Annotated in this window: 13 protein-coding genes and 2 tRNA genes; 4 read left to right on the top strand and 11 right to left on the bottom strand. The window is 69.1% G+C overall.

The window, feature by feature from the left end; all coding sequences use genetic code 11:
* Positions 1 to 120: 120 nt before the first annotated feature.
* The 5 genes from ACNAYW_RS22465 to gyrB form a co-directional block, all read right to left on the bottom strand.
* Positions 121 to 182, bottom strand: a tRNA-Ala gene (locus ACNAYW_RS22465).
* Positions 183 to 201: 19 nt separating this feature from the next.
* Positions 202 to 278, bottom strand: a tRNA-Ile gene (locus ACNAYW_RS22460).
* A gap of 53 nt (positions 279 to 331) precedes the next feature.
* Complete coding sequence (locus ACNAYW_RS22455) at positions 332 to 1,048, bottom strand: DUF3566 domain-containing protein (RefSeq protein ID WP_415851844.1); 717 nt, start codon at positions 1,046 to 1,048, stop codon at positions 332 to 334.
* Positions 1,049 to 1,075: 27 nt separating this feature from the next.
* Positions 1,076 to 3,577, bottom strand: a complete 2,502-nt coding sequence (gene gyrA, locus ACNAYW_RS22450; protein WP_415851843.1) for a DNA gyrase subunit A — start codon at positions 3,575 to 3,577, stop codon at positions 1,076 to 1,078.
* Positions 3,578 to 3,642: 65 nt separating this feature from the next.
* Positions 3,643 to 5,706 (bottom strand): DNA topoisomerase (ATP-hydrolyzing) subunit B, encoded by a 2,064-nt coding sequence (gene gyrB / locus ACNAYW_RS22445; RefSeq protein WP_415851842.1) that lies wholly within the window; start codon positions 5,704 to 5,706, stop codon positions 3,643 to 3,645.
* A 278-nt stretch (positions 5,707 to 5,984) separates the two neighbouring features.
* On the opposite strand from gyrB, the gene ACNAYW_RS22440 reads away from it, so the two are divergent.
* Complete coding sequence (locus ACNAYW_RS22440; RefSeq protein WP_415851841.1) at positions 5,985 to 6,437, top strand: hypothetical protein; 453 nt, start codon at positions 5,985 to 5,987, stop codon at positions 6,435 to 6,437.
* Here ACNAYW_RS22440 and ACNAYW_RS22435 read toward each other — a convergent pair.
* Both ACNAYW_RS22435 and ACNAYW_RS22430 read right to left on the bottom strand, forming a co-directional pair.
* Positions 6,434 to 6,976, bottom strand: coding sequence for a DUF721 family protein (locus ACNAYW_RS22435; protein ID WP_415851840.1), 543 nt, complete (start codon positions 6,974 to 6,976; stop codon positions 6,434 to 6,436). The genes ACNAYW_RS22440 and ACNAYW_RS22435 overlap by 4 nt on opposite strands.
* A gap of 36 nt (positions 6,977 to 7,012) precedes the next feature.
* On the bottom strand, positions 7,013 to 7,864 hold the full coding sequence (locus ACNAYW_RS22430) for a hypothetical protein (RefSeq protein ID WP_415851839.1): 852 nt from the start codon (positions 7,862 to 7,864) through the stop codon (positions 7,013 to 7,015).
* Positions 7,865 to 7,920: 56 nt separating this feature from the next.
* Here ACNAYW_RS22430 and ACNAYW_RS22425 point away from each other — a divergent pair, with 56 nt between their 5' ends.
* Both ACNAYW_RS22425 and ACNAYW_RS22420 read left to right on the top strand, forming a co-directional pair.
* Positions 7,921 to 8,397: a hypothetical protein gene (locus ACNAYW_RS22425; RefSeq protein ID WP_415851838.1), complete on the top strand. Its 477-nt coding sequence runs from the start codon at positions 7,921 to 7,923 to the stop codon at positions 8,395 to 8,397.
* Positions 8,398 to 8,446: 49 nt separating this feature from the next.
* A complete protein-coding gene (locus ACNAYW_RS22420; protein ID WP_415851846.1) occupies positions 8,447 to 9,148 on the top strand; it encodes a GntR family transcriptional regulator in 702 nt (233 codons plus the stop codon).
* On the opposite strand, the gene ACNAYW_RS22415 is transcribed toward ACNAYW_RS22420, so the two are convergent.
* Positions 9,145 to 10,479 carry an MFS transporter gene (locus tag ACNAYW_RS22415; protein WP_415851837.1) on the bottom strand — a complete coding sequence of 445 codons (1,335 nt, stop codon included), beginning with the start codon at positions 10,477 to 10,479 and terminating at the stop codon, positions 9,145 to 9,147. The two genes, ACNAYW_RS22420 and ACNAYW_RS22415, sit on opposite strands and share 4 nt — an antisense overlap.
* Before the next feature lie 26 nt (positions 10,480 to 10,505).
* A complete protein-coding gene (locus tag ACNAYW_RS22410; protein ID WP_415851836.1) occupies positions 10,506 to 11,675 on the bottom strand; it encodes a TIGR03364 family FAD-dependent oxidoreductase in 1,170 nt (389 codons plus the stop codon).
* A 162-nt stretch (positions 11,676 to 11,837) separates the two neighbouring features.
* Here ACNAYW_RS22410 and ACNAYW_RS22405 point away from each other — a divergent pair, with 162 nt between their 5' ends.
* On the top strand, positions 11,838 to 12,524 hold the full coding sequence (locus ACNAYW_RS22405; RefSeq protein WP_415851835.1) for a phosphonatase-like hydrolase: 687 nt from the start codon (positions 11,838 to 11,840) through the stop codon (positions 12,522 to 12,524).
* 9 nt (positions 12,525 to 12,533) lie between these two features.
* On the opposite strand, the gene ACNAYW_RS22400 is transcribed toward ACNAYW_RS22405, so the two are convergent.
* Together ACNAYW_RS22400 and ACNAYW_RS22395 are read right to left on the bottom strand one after the other, a co-directional pair.
* On the bottom strand, positions 12,534 to 14,162 hold the full coding sequence (locus ACNAYW_RS22400) for an MFS transporter (RefSeq protein ID WP_415851834.1): 1,629 nt from the start codon (positions 14,160 to 14,162) through the stop codon (positions 12,534 to 12,536).
* A gap of 1 nt (position 14,163) precedes the next feature.
* Complete coding sequence (locus ACNAYW_RS22395; RefSeq protein ID WP_415851833.1) at positions 14,164 to 15,462, bottom strand: glycosyltransferase; 1,299 nt, start codon at positions 15,460 to 15,462, stop codon at positions 14,164 to 14,166.
* Between the last annotated feature and the right edge of the window lie 74 nt (positions 15,463 to 15,536).

Below are 15,536 nucleotides of genomic sequence, written 5' to 3'. Positions count from 1 at the left end.
GCCCCCGTGTGTGGTTGTGCACCCGCTGCTGGGCACCGTCCCACCGCCAAACTACGACCTCGTGACGGACATGTCCACCACAGCATCCCTGCTGGTCAACCCCTTACCAAGCCTGTCAGCTGGAGATAAGGTCCGAACTCCTGACATCCGCCTTGCAAAGGCGGCGCTCTACCAACTGAGCTAAGGCCCCGGGTGGGGGTGTGGTGGGCCTAGGAGGACTTGAACCTCCGACCTCTTCGTTATCAGCGAAGCGCTCTAACCGCCTGAGCTATAGGCCCGTGAACCGAGGTGGAACATTACCAGCGCACCCCGAGTTCTACAAAACTGCTGGTCAATCCCTATCGGAGAGGGTCACCTCGATGCCGCCCACGAGGTCGGCGCAGAGGTTGTAGATGAACGCGCCCACGGTGGCGAGCGCGGTCAGCAGGATCACGTTCGCGAGCCCGGCGAGGCCCGCGTAGGTGAAGACGTTGCCCGCGGTCAGGAGGCTCACGCCGGCCTGCTCGTTGGTGAGCGTCTGGAAGCTGTCGTTGATCTTGCTCCACACGCCCATGCCGCTGAGCACGATGTAGAGCACGCCGACCGCGATCATCCACACGAAGAACAGCACCACCGAGACCACGCCGGTGAGCTTGAACGTGGTCCACGGATCGATGCTGCGCAACTGCATGCCCGCCCGCACCGGTCCGCTGGCGGCCTGCGTCTTCACGCCGGCCGCCCGGGCGGGCGCGCCGCCCACGGTGTGCAGGTTCGACGATGCCGCCTCCCCCGCCGGGGCGGCGGGATCCGCCGCTTCCGCCGCAGGCGCGGCCGCGTCGGCGGCCGGCTGGGCCGGGACCGGCACCGTCGGCGCCGCGGCCGGAGCGACCTGATGGATCTTGTCCAGGTCCGGCAGGTTCTTCGGCAGCTCGTCGCGCTCGACGCCCTCGGTGGGCGCATCGATCACGCGGCCGACATCGGTGTCGCGTCGCGGGATCCGGACGGGCTGCCGGCCCGCGTCCGGTCCGGACTCCGGCGGCTGGCCGGATCCGGTTCCAGGGGTAGTCACATGCGCTCCTTCGTGCTTCGCGGCGGCCTATGCCTCGCCGTCCGCCTGCTCGGGTTCGTCGCTCTCGTCGGCGTTGCGGGCGATGGCCAAAAGACTAGTGCCTTCGGCCAGGTTCATCAGCCGGACGCCCTTGGTCTGGCGGCCCGCCTTGCGGACCTGCCGCGCCGCGGTGCGGATCACACCGCCGCCCGACGTGATGGCGTAGAGCTCGGTCTCGTCGTCGACGATGAGTGCGCCCACCAGCTCGCCGCGCTTCGGGTCGAACTGGATGGTCAACACGCCCTTGCCGCCACGCCCCTGAGGAGTGTAGTCAGCGATCGCGGTCCGCTTGGCGTATCCGCCCGAGGTCGCGACGAGCAGGTACGTGTCGTCGTGGACCACGTTGAGCGCCAACAGCTGATCGTCCTCGTTGAACCGCATGCCCTGCACACCGGAGGTTGCGCGACCCATGGGGCGCAGCACCTCGTCGGTCGCCTTGAACCGGATCGACTGCGCCTTCTTGCTGACCAGGAGCAGATCCTCCGACTCCGAGGCCAGCACGGCCCCCACCAGCTCGTCCTCGTCGCGCAGGTTGATGGCGACGATGCCGCCGCTGCGGTTGGAATCGAAGTCCTCGAGCTTGGACTTCTTCACCAGGCCGTTCTTGGTGGCGAGGATCAGATAGGGCGCGTCGTCGTAGGCCTTGATCTGGATGACCTGGGCGATCCGCTCCTCCGGCTGGAAGGCCAGCAGGTTCGCCACGTGCTGGCCCCGGGCGGTCCGGCTCTGCTCGGGCAGCTCGTACGCCTTCGCCCGGTACACGCGGCCCTTCGTGGTGAAGAACAGGATCCAGTCATGGGTGGAGCACACGAAGAAGTGCGCCACGATGTCGTCCTGCTTGAGATCCGCGCCCTTGACGCCCTTCCCGCCGCGCTTCTGGCTGCGGTACAGGTCCGTCTTGGTGCGCTTGGCGTAGCCCGTCTCCGTGATGGTGACCACCACGTCCTCGCGCGCGATGAGGTCCTCGTCGGTCACGTCGCCGTCGGCCGCGATGATCTTGGTGCGGCGGTCGTCGCCGAACTTCTCGACGATCTCGGCGAGCTCGTCGCGGACGATGGCGCGCTGGCGCTCCGGTCGATCGAGGATGTCCTTGAGATCGGCGATCTCGAGCTCGATCTCGGCCAACTGGTCGATGATCTTCTGCCGCTCGAGGGCCGCGAGGCGGCGCAGCTGCATGTCGAGGATCGCGTTGGCCTGCAACTCGTCCACGTCGAGGAGCTCGATCAGGCCGGCGCGGGCGATCTCGGTGGTCTCCGACCGCCGGATGAGGGCGATGACCTCGTCCAGGGCGTCGAGGGCCTTGACCAGACCGCGCAGGATGTGGGCCCGCTCCTCCGCCTTGCGCAGCCGGAACCGGGTGCGCCGCACGATGACGTCCAACTGGTGCGTCACGTAGTAGCGGATCATCTGGTCCAGGCGCAGGGTGCGCGGCACCCCGTCGACGATGGACAGCATGTTCGCACCGAAGCTGGTCTGCAGCTGGCTGTGCTTGTAGAGGTTGTTCAGCACCACCTTGGCGACCGCGTCGCGCTTGAGCCGCACCACGATCCGCATGCCCACACGATCGCTGGACTGGTCCTCGATCTTGCTGATACCGGCGATCTTGCCGTCGCGCACCTGCTCGGCGATCGACAGCACGAGGTTGTCGGGGTTCACCTGGTAGGGCAGCTCGGTGATGACGAGTTCCGTTGCGCCCTTGGAGTCCTCCTCCACGGAGACCACGCCGCGCATGCGGATCGAGCCGCGGCCCGTGGAGTAGGCGTCCTTGATGCCCTGGCCGCCGACGATGAGGCCGTAGGTCGGGAAGTCCGGTCCCTTGATCCGCTCCATGCACGCCTCGAGCGTCGCCTCGGAGTCGGCGTCGAAGTTGTCCAGGCACCAGAAGATCGCGTCGGCGAGCTCGCGCAGGTTGTGCGGCGGAATGTTGGTCGCCATGCCGACGGCGATGCCGCCGGAGCCGTTCATCAGCAGGTTCGGCACGCGCGCGGGCAGCACCGTCGGCTCCTGCGTCTTGCCGTCGTAGTTCGGCGAGAAATCGACGGTCTCCTCGTCGATGTCGCGCAGCATCTCCATCGCGAGCGGCGTGAGGCGGGCCTCCGTGTAGCGCATCGCGGCCGCGGGGTCGTTACCCGGCGAGCCGAAGTTGCCCTGCCCGTCGATCAGCGGGTAACGCAGCGACCAGGGCTGCGCGAGGCGCACGAGGGCGTCGTAGATCGCGCTGTCGCCGTGGGGGTGGTAGTTACCCATGGTCTCGGCGACGGGCTTGGCCGACTTCACGTAACTGCGGTCGGGCCGGTAGCCGGCGTCGTAGGAGGCGTACAGGATGCGCCGCTGCACGGGCTTCATGCCGTCGCGCACCTCGGGAAGGGCGCGGCCCACGATCACGCTCATGGCGTAGTCGATGTAGCTGCGCTGCATCTCCTGCTGGATGTCGACCGGTTCGATCCGGTCGTGACCGCCGGTCTCGGCGGGCGGAGTGGTGTCAGTCATTTCGAGTCCTTCGAGTTCATCGGTTCGACGGTGCGCGGCGCGCCCGGATCAGGGCGCGCCGGCGGTCACACGTCGAGGAACCGCACGTCCTTGGCGTTGCGCGCGATGAACGAGCGGCGGGCCACCACGTCCTCGCCCATGAGGATCGAGAACAGCTCGTCGGCGGCGGCGGCATCGTCCAGCGTGACCTGCTTGAGCACGCGGACCGTCGGGTCCATCGTGGTCTCCCACAGCTCCTTGGCGTTCATCTCGCCGAGGCCCTTGTAGCGCTGGATGCCGTCGTCCTTGTTGATCTTCTTGCCGTTCTGCAGGCCGTGGGCCAGCAGCACGTCGCGCTCGTTGTCGCTGTAGGCGAACTCCGGGTCGGCGCCCTTCTGCCACTTGAGCTTGTAGAGCGGCGGCTGCGCGAGGTAGACGTGGCCGTGCTCGACGAGCGGCCGCATGAAGCGGAACAGCAGGGTCAGCAGCAGGGTCGAGATGTGCTGGCCGTCGACGTCGGCGTCGGCCATGAGCACGATCTTCTTGTAGCGCAGTTTGGCGATGTCGAACTCGTCGTGGATGCCGGTGCCGAAGGCCGTGATGATCGACTGGACCTCGGTGTTCTTGAGCACCTTGTCGATCCGGGCCTTCTCGACGTTGATGATCTTGCCGCGGATGGGCAGGATCGCCTGGTACATCGAGTCGCGGCCGCTCTTCGCGGAGCCGCCGGCGGAGTCGCCCTCCACGATGTAGACCTCGCACTTGTCGGGGTCGTTGCTGCGGCAGTCCGCGAGCTTGCCGGGCAGGCCGCCGATATCGGTGGCGCTCTTGCGGCGCACCAGCTCCCGCGCCTTGCGGGCGGCCAGGCGGGCCTGCGCGGAGGCCGAGGCCTTCTGCACGATGGTCTTGGCGTCAGCCGGGTTGGAGTCGAACCAGAACTGCAGCTGCTCGCGGCAGACCTTCTGGACGAACCCGCGGACCTCGGTGTTGCCGAGCTTGGTCTTGGTCTGGCCCTCGAACTGCGGCTCGGCGACCTTGACGGAGATGACGGCCGCCAGGCCCTCGCGGATGTCGTCGCCCGTGAGCTCGCCGTCCTTCTCCTTGACCAGCTTCTTGTCCTTGGCGTAGGCCTTGACGATCGAGGTCAGCGCGGTGCGGAAGCCCTCCTCGTGGGTGCCGCCCTCATGGGTGTTGATGGTGTTGGCGAACGTGTGCACGGACTCCGAGTAGCCGGAGTTCCACTGCATCGCGATCTCCACCTCGTGGCCCTTCTCCTTGCCCTCGAAGGAGATGATCGAGCCGTGGATCGGCGTCTTCGACGTCCGCGCGTTGATGTGCTTGACGTAGTCGACGAGGCCGTCCGGGTAGTGGAAGATCCGCTCGCGCTTCTTCGGCGCCACCTCGGCCAGCGCCGCGGCCACGTCGTCCTCGTGCGCCGACGGGGCCGCCTCCGTGATGTCCTCGTCCGGCACCTCGACGACGGCGGGGCGCTCGTCGGTGAGGGTGATCGTGAGGCCCTTGTTGAGGAAGGCCATCTCCTGCAGGCGGCGCGAGACCGTCTCGAAGTCGTAGTGCGTGGTCTCGGTGAAGACCTTCGGGTCGGCCCAGAAGCGTACCGTCGTACCGGTCCGCGTGGTGGGCTCGCCCTTGATCAGGTCCTCGGCCACTGCCGTCTTCTGCTTGTCGTCCCAGTGGAAGTTGTTCTGCCAGTGGAAGCCGTCGACGTCGATCTCGACCTCGACCCGGCTCGAGAGCGCGTTGACCACGGAGACGCCCACGCCGTGCAGGCCGCCGGAGACGGCGTACGAGTCGGAGTCGAACTTGCCGCCCGCGTGCAGCGAGGTGAGCACAAGCTGCACGGTCGGCATGCCCTTGGCGTGCATCGCGACGGGGATGCCGCGGCCGTCGTCGATCACCTCGACGCCGCCGTCCGCCAAGAGGCGGACGTCGACCCGCGTCGCGTACCCCGCCATCGCCTCATCGACGGAGTTGTCGACGACCTCCTGGATCATGTGGTGCAGGCCGCGAGGACCGGTGCTACCGATGTACATGCCGGGGCGCTTACGCACCGCCTCCAGGCCCTCGAGTTGCTTGATGGAATCCGCGCCGTACGAGCCCTTGGGCTTGTCCGCGTTGTTGTCAGCCGCCACGATGTGTTGGCGCTCCTTCGTCGAAACCACCGGGCGAACCGCCGTGAACTTCCACGGGCCGCAGCCGCCGCGATGGCGATCGGACAGCACCCCGCGGAGACGAGGCGCTCTTGCCCTTCTAGTCTACTCCTCTTCACGACGATGAATGCGTTTGCCACGCCCTCATCGCGTCGCAGACGCGATCAACCTCGTTTCGGTCCGCTCAGTCCGAAATGCGATCCGACGCGCACACGGCGACGCTGGGGCATGAACCGGCAATCGATCGTAGAGTCGGAGGCATGGATCACGCCGAGATCGACGACTACCTCACCCGGTACGCGCAGACGCTCGCGCGATTCGACGCGGAGGCCGCCGCCGGCCTGTGGGCCGAGCCCGGGATGATCGTCGACGACCGGTTCTCCGGGGTACTCGACGATCGCGCGTCGATGGCCCGCGGCCTCGAGCAGTCCTACCCGCTGTACCGCGCCCTGGGGCTCTCCTCGGTCGGGCACGAGCTCCTGGGCAGCACGCCCCTCACCGGCGCGATCACGCTGCTCCACGTCCGCTGGCTGTTCCGCGACGCCGAGGGCGCGCCGCTCACCGACAGCAGCGCGTACTACGTCGTGCGCAGCGACGACGACGGCCCGCACGCCTGCGTGTGCATCCAGGTCGACGACGCCGCGAAACTACAGGCCCTGGCCGATGAGCGCGGCATCGACCTCGCGGACTTCCTGCCGGACGGGCCGGCCTAGCCGTAGGTGTCGCGCGGGCCCCGGCCCGGCACGTGCAGCGGACCCTTGCGCCAGCTGGGCGCGCTGGGCCCGGTGATGTGCAGCGAGGTGACCACGCCCTGGCCGACGGCCGCGTTGATCTTCGCCAGCAGCTGGGACTGCATGAGCCGCAGCTGGGTGGCCCAGGCCGTGGACTCGGCGCTGACGTGGAGGACCTTCTCCCGCAGGCTCACGGCACGCGCGTGCGCGGCCACGTCGGCGCCCACGACGGACTCCCAACAGCCGAGGACCGTGCCCTCGTTGACCTTCTGGTCCCAGCCGCGGGCCTTCGCGATACCGCCGATGAGCGATCCGAAGGCCTGGGGGTCGCGGTTGTCCGGCGAGGGTCCGCTCCACCGCTTCGAGCCGCGGCGCAGCCGGCGCACGCCGCCGGTCATGGGCTCGGACCGGCCCTGGCCGACGGACTTCCCGGCCGCCTTGGCCGCCGCGCGGGCCTCCTCGAGCGCGCGCCGCGCGATGTCGGAACCGTGCAGCGGCCCGTCGTCCTTCGGCCCGGTCATCACGCCTCCTCGCACCCGACATCGTCGGCGTCGAGGCTACTCGCCACCACCGACATGTTCTCCGGTGACGGCGGGCGTCCCCGCCCCGAAGACGTCCGGTGCCGCGAGCTCGTCCAGCAGGCGCCGGCCGCGGGCCTCGTCCCACTCCCCCGTGTCCGACGGTGCCGCGGCCCCTGCGGCGAGGAGCGAGTACGCCGGGCCGGGCCGGCCCGCGTCCGCCCCCGCGTGCCCGCCGACGACGTAGCCGCGCATCAGCGCGAGGCCGATCTCGGCGAGCTCCTCGTAACCGAGGGTGCTCGTGAACCCGAACAACTCGAAGAGCCGTCGGTAGTTCGCCGCGAGCCGGGTTCGGACCGTCTGTTCCGCACGGTTGACGGCGGCCACCACGCGGTCGCGAGGGGGACCGTCCGCCAGCGAGGGCACGGCCATCGCGAGCGTCAGGTACAACCGCCAGCGTCGGTCCTCCTCCCGGTCCGCGAGGAGGTCGTCGTCGGCCGATGCGCTCACCGCACGGAGCAACGCGGCGCGACGCCCCTCGACCGTCCGAACGGTCGCCGGGTCGTCGCCGACAGCCGCGCGAACCACCCCGGTGGCCCGGGCACTCCGGGTCGACGCGATGGGCAGCGCCTGCTCGGCAAGGGCCGAGAGGACATCGGCGAGGAAGTCCTCCCGCTGCGGCCAGCACCGATACGCCGCGGTCCGGGAGACGTCCGCAGCCCGCACGGCGTCCTCGAGCCGCACGTGCTCGAGGCCGGTCCCGCCGCGCTCGGCGAACACGCGGTCCACGGCGCAGTCCAGGACCCGGCGCCGCGTCTCCTCGAGCGCCAGACGGGGTCGTCTCGCGGACGTCCCCGATTTTGGTACTCGGGGTTTCAAAGTCCCGTTCATGCGCCTATGGTACGTGGTGTACCAAGTTGGTACACCACGTACCAAAGGGAGGCGCCATGACAGCACGGACCATCACCCGACCTACGACGGCACCGCCGACCGGCACGCGCGGCACTCTCCTCGCGTACGGACTGGGCGCCCTCGCCACCGCGGCCGGACTCGGCTACGCGCTCGCCGACCAGCTCACGCTCGGCGGGCTCGAGCGACACCTGCACGCCTTGTACGATCCCGTCGGGAAGTACGGCGAGCCCGGCCCGCTGTACGGCTACCTGTACATCGTCGGTCTGCTCGGTCTCCTCTGTTGGTGGGGTTCAGTGCGACTGGTCCGCCGGAACGCGCCCACGGCACGGCGGCGGGGATGGATCGCCCTCGGCGCCTCCGCGTTCCCCGTAGTCGCGCCGCTCGTGCTGCAGGAGTACGGGCAGCCCGTGATCCCGCTGTCGCTCGCTGCGGGCTACCTCGTCGCGTGGGTGTGCGGCCTCGCGGGAATCCTCCTGCTGCGCAGGACGGGAGCCGGGTCGAAAGCCCGATAGAATCGCCCCGGAACGTTCGTTCGGTGGGAGGGGCACACAGGTGGAGCCGATGTACACGGTGGTCGCCGCGGCCCTGCGCGACGACATCCTGGGACACCGGTACCGGATCGGGGACTCCCTGCCCTCGGAAGCCGCCCTGTGCGAGAAGTTCGGAGTCTCCAGGGGCCCCGTGCGACAGGCGCTCTCGACGCTCAACCGCGAGGGCCTGATCCACATCACGCGGGGGCGGCCCGCCGTGGTCACGAGCGATGCGCCCAGCCAGACTCTGGACGTCTTCACGCCGTTCTCGCAGTGGGCCCAACTGGGCGGACAGGCACCGTCGAGCCGCACCCTGGAGATCAGCCGCCGTCGCGCGACCGTCGCGGAGGCCGAGACGCTCGGCCTCACGACCGAGGACTTCGTCGTCTTCATCCTGCGGCTCCGGATGCTCGACGATGCACCGGCCATGCTCGAGCGCAGCACCTTCGTGCTCGATGTTGGTCGGCTGCTCCTCGATTTCGACACCGATTCCGGTTCGCTCACCGAACATCTCACCGCGCAGGGCGTCGTCTTCGAATCGCTGCGCCACCAGCTCGACGCGCTGAACGCCGACGCCACCGACGCCGAGCACCTCGCGGTGGAGCCCGGCGCCGCCCTGCTGCGGGAGCGCCGGGTGTCCACCAATGAGGAGGGCCGGCCGTTCGAGTTCGCCGACGATCGCTACCGTCCCGATCGCGTGACGTTCAGCATCGTCAACAGCACCCGCCGTTAGTCGGCCGACGGCATCCGGCCCCACATGGGGATCAGGAGCAGCATCGCGATGGCCGCGGCGACGGAGAAGCCCGTGAACAGCATTCCGGCGGAGAGCAGGCCGGGCAGCAGTCCACCCAGGATCGCACCGATCGATCCGCAGCCGTTGATCGCACCGGTCACGGTGCCCGCATGCTTGCTGGTGCCGAAGTCGACGGCAGCGACGCAGGAGATCATCGCGTCGGCACCGTAGATGGACAAGCCGATCACCGCGAGGATCGCGGTCATGATCCACAGGTTGCCCGTCGCCGTGAGCGGGGCGAAGGACGCCAACGCCACGACGAGCACTCCGAGGCTGATGACGCAGGCGGGAACCCGGCGGGCGTGGAACACCCGGTCGGAGACCTGACCGATGAGGATCGGGGCGATCACCCCGGCGACGCCGAACGCGACCGGAACAGTGATAGCGGTGAAGGCCGATGCGTCGTGCAGCCGTTCGGAGACGATCACGGGGCCCCACAGCAGGATCGCGTAGCGCGCCGGCTTGAGCAGGAAGTAGCACGACCCCAGGATCAGAACCATCTTGTTGCCCACCACGAAGCGCACCGTCTCACCGAAGGACGGGCGCGGCTCCTCCGCCGCCTCCTCCGCCTCGACGACGGCGTCCTCGTCGATGAGCTCCGCGACCTCGGCCGAGTGGTACACCTCGATGGGCGGCAGGCCGACGTCCTCCGGAGTGTTGCGCTGCAGGAGGAAGAACAGCACCGCGACGCCGCCCACGACGACCGCGCCGGTGAAGAACGCCACCCGCCAGCTGCCGAACAGGTCGTAGGCCACCCAGCCCAGGAACGGGGCCGCGACGAGACCGCCGAACGCGTAATTGGTGCTCCACAGCCCGAAGATCCGGCCGCGTTCGCCGATGGAGAAGAACTGCGCCATGTTCTTGAGCAGTCCGGACCACCCGGTCGACTGCGACAGGCCCTGGACGATCATGAGCGGCACGAGGAAGATCAGCGCCGGCAGGAGACCGATGAACACGGTGGCGATCGCCGACATCAGTAGACCGCCCAGCACCACCCTCCGCGGCCCGAACCTGTCCGACATGGCGCCCCAGACGAACTGGCCGACGGCGTACGCCGCGAGGTAGACCGCATCCAGACTGCCCAGCACGCTCTTGGTGAGGGTGTCGCTGAGGACCGGGTCCTCGAGGATCCCCAGTTTCGCGACGGAGAAGGCCTGCCGCGTGAAGTAGAACCCGGCGTAGGCCAGCCACGTGACGCCGAAGATCTGGAACCTCCAGCGCTCGTACCGTGCGTTCTTCGTCCGCGCCGTGGTGGTCTCGAGTTCGATCATGTCGGTCCTTAGGTGGTGACGGGGCCCTAGCGGGCCAGTGAGGTTGCGGGGGCGACCGGAACGGGGCCGAGGACGCGGGCGACGCGCTCCTCCGCCAGGCCCAGACCGGTCGTCATGCCGATGCCCGTGGTCACGGTGGCGACGTGCACCCCGTCGACCGGCTCGGCGAACAGGAACTCCGAGCCCGGCGCGGAGCTGTAGACGCCCTGCCAGCGCTCCTGGACGTCGATGCGCGCGACGCCGAAGAGCTCGCGGGTGGCGTCGAGGAGGATCTCGAAGCCCTCCTCGGACTGGAACGGCGGAGCGCCGATCTCCCGGTAGTGGGTGTCGCCGAGGAGGATCGAGCCGTCGGGCTGGGGCGTGTACATCTGGTGCAGGTCCACCGCGATGCCGGCGGGCGACTCCGCGCGCAGCCGTTCGGCGACCGCTCCCACGGACGGCATGCCCTCGAAACCCGAGTAGCGCAGCAGCGACCATCCCGTGAACAGGGGCGTGGGCAGCGTGAAACGCAGGGGCAGTACCGCCTTCATCATATGAAGCCGGCAGCGCAGCAGGCCGCCCCTCTCCGCGAGCTCGGGGAAGAGCCGATCGATGTCGTAGTTCACGGCCACGAACACCTCGTCCGCGCGCAGCGGTCCGCGACTGGTGTGCACGACGCCCGGATCGAAGCTGTGTGCCGCTGTGCGCCATCGGAATTCGACGCCTCGACTGTGAAGGTACTGCGCGATCGCCGGTGCCGCCGCCCGCGGGTCCACCTGCAGGTCGTTCGGGAGAAGGAGCCCGCCACGGACGCCGGCACCGTCGACGGGGATCCGCCGCAGGACCTCCTCGCGACCGAGCAGCGCGACTTCACCCTGTGGGCGGGAGGCCGCGAACTCCGCCATGACGGCCAGCTCGTCGTCGGCACGGGCGACCATGGTGGTGCCGCTCGCCCGACCCCAGAAGCCGGCCTCGTCGATGAGGTCCAGCCAGTGCCGGCGGCCCTCCTTGGCGTAGTCGAGCGCCTGCCCGGACTGCGCGGTGATGCAAGCGTGCCCGAAGTTCTGCACCGAGGAGCCGATCACCCCGTCCGCGTGGTCGATCACCGTGACCCGGTGCCCACGACGATGTGCGTGATAGGCGTGACCCAGGCCGACGATCCCGGCTCCGACGACGACGATGTGCTGGCGGCTGTGTTCTGCGCTGAGGTTCGACATGGGAACTGACTATGAGCCAGGTCACATCACTTGTCAATACTAGTTGTCCTGCAAAACTCCGGCGTATCGCCTCGAATATCGCATTGCCTGCGGAGCTTGGTTCCCACTTATATAGTCAACTTTATCCCGTAGAGCCACCGATCCCCGGAGGGAACCGAAAGAATGATCTCGCTCGTCGCACTCGACATGGCCGGAACCACCATCGACGACGGAGGAACCGTCTACGACGCCCTCAAGACCGCGGTCGAGGAGGCCGGCGCCACCGTCGCCCCGAAGGACCTCCAGACCTGGATGGGCACCGACAAGGTGCAGGCCATCACCAACCTGCTCGAGCTCGGTGGGGTCACACCCACGGACGAGCTGGTCGCGGACGGTTTCCGACGCTTCCGCGCGCTCCTCGAGGAGCAGTACGCCGCCCATCCGCCCGTCGCGATCGAGGGCGTCGAGGAAGCACTGAAGACCCTGCGCGCCCACGGCGTGAAGGTCGCGCTCACCACCGGGTTCGACGACGAGGTGGCGTATCCCCTGCTCTCCTCGCTCGGCTGGACCATCGGCGCCGGCCCCGGCACCACCGTGGACGCGGTGATCACCACCTCCGACGTCGGCGCCGGGCGGCCCTTCCCCTACATGATCTTCCGCGCCATGGAGGCCACTGGTGTCGCGGACGTCCGCGAGGTCCTCGTCGCCGGCGACACCGTGGTCGACGTGCGCGCGGGCCGCAACGCGGGGGCGGTCGCGTGCGGCGTGCTCACCGGCAAGGCCGCCCGCGCCACGCTGTCGGCCGAGGATCACGATCACGTCCTCGAGGGAGTCTTCGAGATCCCTCGGCTGCTGGAGATGGAACGCTGACCTCGGCGCTCACCGTCCGGGCTGGAGCCTGATCGGCTCGGTCACCGCCTCGGACTCCCGGATCAGGATGTCCCGCACGCTCACCCGCTCGCCCGCCTCCGTAGGACGGTGCCGCGCCGGCGGCCGGGTGCGCAGGAACACCGCGACCAGGATGCAGGCGACCACGCCGACCCCGGCGGCCACGAGGTTCGCCGACTGCATCGCCGCGACGAAGCTCTGCTGCACCGAGTGCCCGACCGCGGCCTGCAGCTCCAGCGGGGCCGCGCCGACGGCCCGGATACCACCGATCACCGAGGACTCCGCCTCGGCTCGGATACCCGGATCCAGGGGCAGCCGCGCGACGTCCTCGGCGACCTTGGCCGAGTACAGGTGCGCCACCACCGAGCCGAGGATCGCGACGCCCAGGGCGCCGCCCACCTCGCGGGTGGTGTCGTTCACCGCGGAACCGGCGCCCGCCTCCTCGGAGGGGACCGAGGTCATCACCGAGGTCGTGGCGGGACCCTGCAGCAGACCCAGGCCGACGGCGATCACCGACATCGCGGGCAGGATGTCGGTGAGGTAGTCCGCGGATTCGGTGAGCCGGGAGGTGAGGACGAAACCGGCCGCCATGATGGCGAGGCCGAGCGCGATGGTCAGCCGCATCCGCCGCTCGGTGTTCGCCAGCGCCGCCAGCGGCGTCACCGCCACGGCCGCCAGCGCGAACGGGATCACCCGCACCGCGGTCTCGAGCGGCCCGTAGCCGAGCACCGCCTGGAAGTACATGATCGTGATGAACACGAAGCCGAGCAGGCAGAAGAAGCCCGCACAGATGGCGAAGGAGCCCATCGCGAAGCCCCGGGACCGGAACAGGGTGACGTCGAGCACCGGGTTGTGGTGCCGCCGTTCGTACCCGATGAACGCCACCAGCAGCACCGTCGCACCGATCAGCGAGCCCACGATCAGCGGGCTGCCCCAGCCGAAGTTCGGGGCCTCGATCAGCCCCCACACGAGCAGGGTGATCCCCGAGATCGACAGCAGCACACCGACGACGTCGAAGGAGGGGCGCTCCGCGCCGAAGGATTCGGGGACCAGCGCGAGGCAGCCGATGATCGCAATGATCGAGATGGGCACGTTGATCCAGAACACCGACGACCACGCGAAGTGCTCCACCAGGTAGCCTCCCACCACGGGCCCGATCGCGATCGAGGCGCCGGCGGCGGCCGACCACACGGCGATGGCCTTGGTCCGTTCCTCCTTCTCCGGGAACAGGTTCGAGATGATCGCGAGCGTCGCGGGGAAGATCAGCGCCGCGGCGGCGCCGAGAGCGGCGCGCGCGGTGATCAGCTGCGCCAGCGACGTCGACCGCGTGGCCAGCACCGAGATCGCGACGAAGCACAGCAACCCGGCGATCAGCACCCTGCGTCGGCCGAGGCGATCACCGAGGTAGCCGGTCGCGAGCAGGAGCCCCGCGAAGACCAGCGTGTACGAGTCCACGATCCACTGCAGCGCGCTCATCCCGCCGCCGAACTCCTCACTGAGTGTGGGGAGGGCGATGGTGACGATGCTGTTGTCCATGCCGGTCATCAGGACGGCGATGCACAGGGTGCCGAGCGAGATCCATCGGGTCGAGTCGGACGCCGGACGCGCGGAAGAGGTCATGTCAGTGGCCGGCAGCCGCGGCGCGGGCACCGTCGACCTCGGCGAGGAAGGCGTCGAACGCGGCCACGAACTCCTCGCGTCCGCCCAGATCCGCGGCGGCGGCGGCGCCGGTCGCGCGCGCACCGTCGACGATCCGCTGATCCCGGATCAGCGCGAGCACCCCGTCCGCGATGCTCTGCGCGGTCATCCGGCGGCGCGGCAGGACGGTGCCGGCCCCGGCCGCCTCGATCCGCCGGCCCCAGAAGTGCTGATCGAACGCCTGACTGCACACCAGCGACGGGCGGCCCGACGCGGCCGCGATCGCCGTCGTGCCGGCGCCGCCGTGGTACACCAGCGCGGCGCAGCGGGGGAAGACGCCGTCATGGTCGACGTCGGGGACCACCAGCAGGTCCGGCGTCTCGTCGATGTCCTCGCGCGCGCTGGGGGACCAACCGGGCACCGCGAGCACGCGGATCCCGTCGCGCGCCAGGATCGCGGCCAGGCCGTCGACGACGGTGTCGAAGTCCACGACCGGCATGCTGCCGAAGCCGACGTAGACCACGGGTCGCTCGTCCTGCGACAGCCACGCGTCGACGCGCGCATCGCGCTCGGCACGCTCCGCGGGGCGGGTGTCGATCCGGATGAAGCCGATGCGCGGATGCCGCGTGTCGCTGCGCGAACGCGGCGGCACCAGTGCCCGGCCGAAGGCCTCGACCCGCAGGACGTCCCGCCCGTCGAGCACCGATCGCGGGTTCAGGAAGCGGCGCGGGTAGCCGACGCTCCGGGCCAGCGCCACCGTCTTGGTGAAGATGCTCAGCGCCCAACCGATGTTGAAGAGCTGGTAGGTCACGGGCACCAGGAACGGGATTCGCGCCGTGACGTCCTGCAGGCGCGGCTCGAGCAGCGGGTTGGGCACGGTGCTGTGCACGTCGCCGGGGAAGTACTCGAGCATCACCAGCGGCGTGCCCTCGCGGTGCGTGATCACCGCGGTCTGCTCCTCGAGGATCCGGGTGCTGATGACGCAGTCGACGTCCCGGCAGAACGCGGCGAACAGGCCGTCGAACTCCTCGCCGTGCGAATCTGCCAGTTTGCCCAGCTCCCGCAGCTGCGTCGTGGTGCTGGCACCGAAGAACTTCTGCTGCCCCTGCGGCGATTGCAGGAACTCCTTGAGGTTGAGCGTCGTGAGCACGTGCGGTTCGAACCCGTAGGAACGGACGTACTCCTGCGACTCGATCGTGCAGCCGATCTTCACCGTGTCTCCGCGGTCGGCGAAGATCCGGGCCACCGCCAGGAGCGGGCTGATATCGCCGCGCGATCCCATGCATGCGATCGCAATGCGCATCGCTCACCCTTTCCGGCGATGCCACTGACACGCCGTTATCAATAATCATTCCC

This window comes from Tsukamurella ocularis (assembly GCF_965138335.1).
GTDB classification, from domain to species: Bacteria; Actinomycetota; Actinomycetes; order Mycobacteriales; family Mycobacteriaceae; genus Tsukamurella; species Tsukamurella ocularis_A.
Note: the sequence above shows the minus strand (reverse complement) of the source record. Positions and strands in the feature narration are given on the sequence as shown.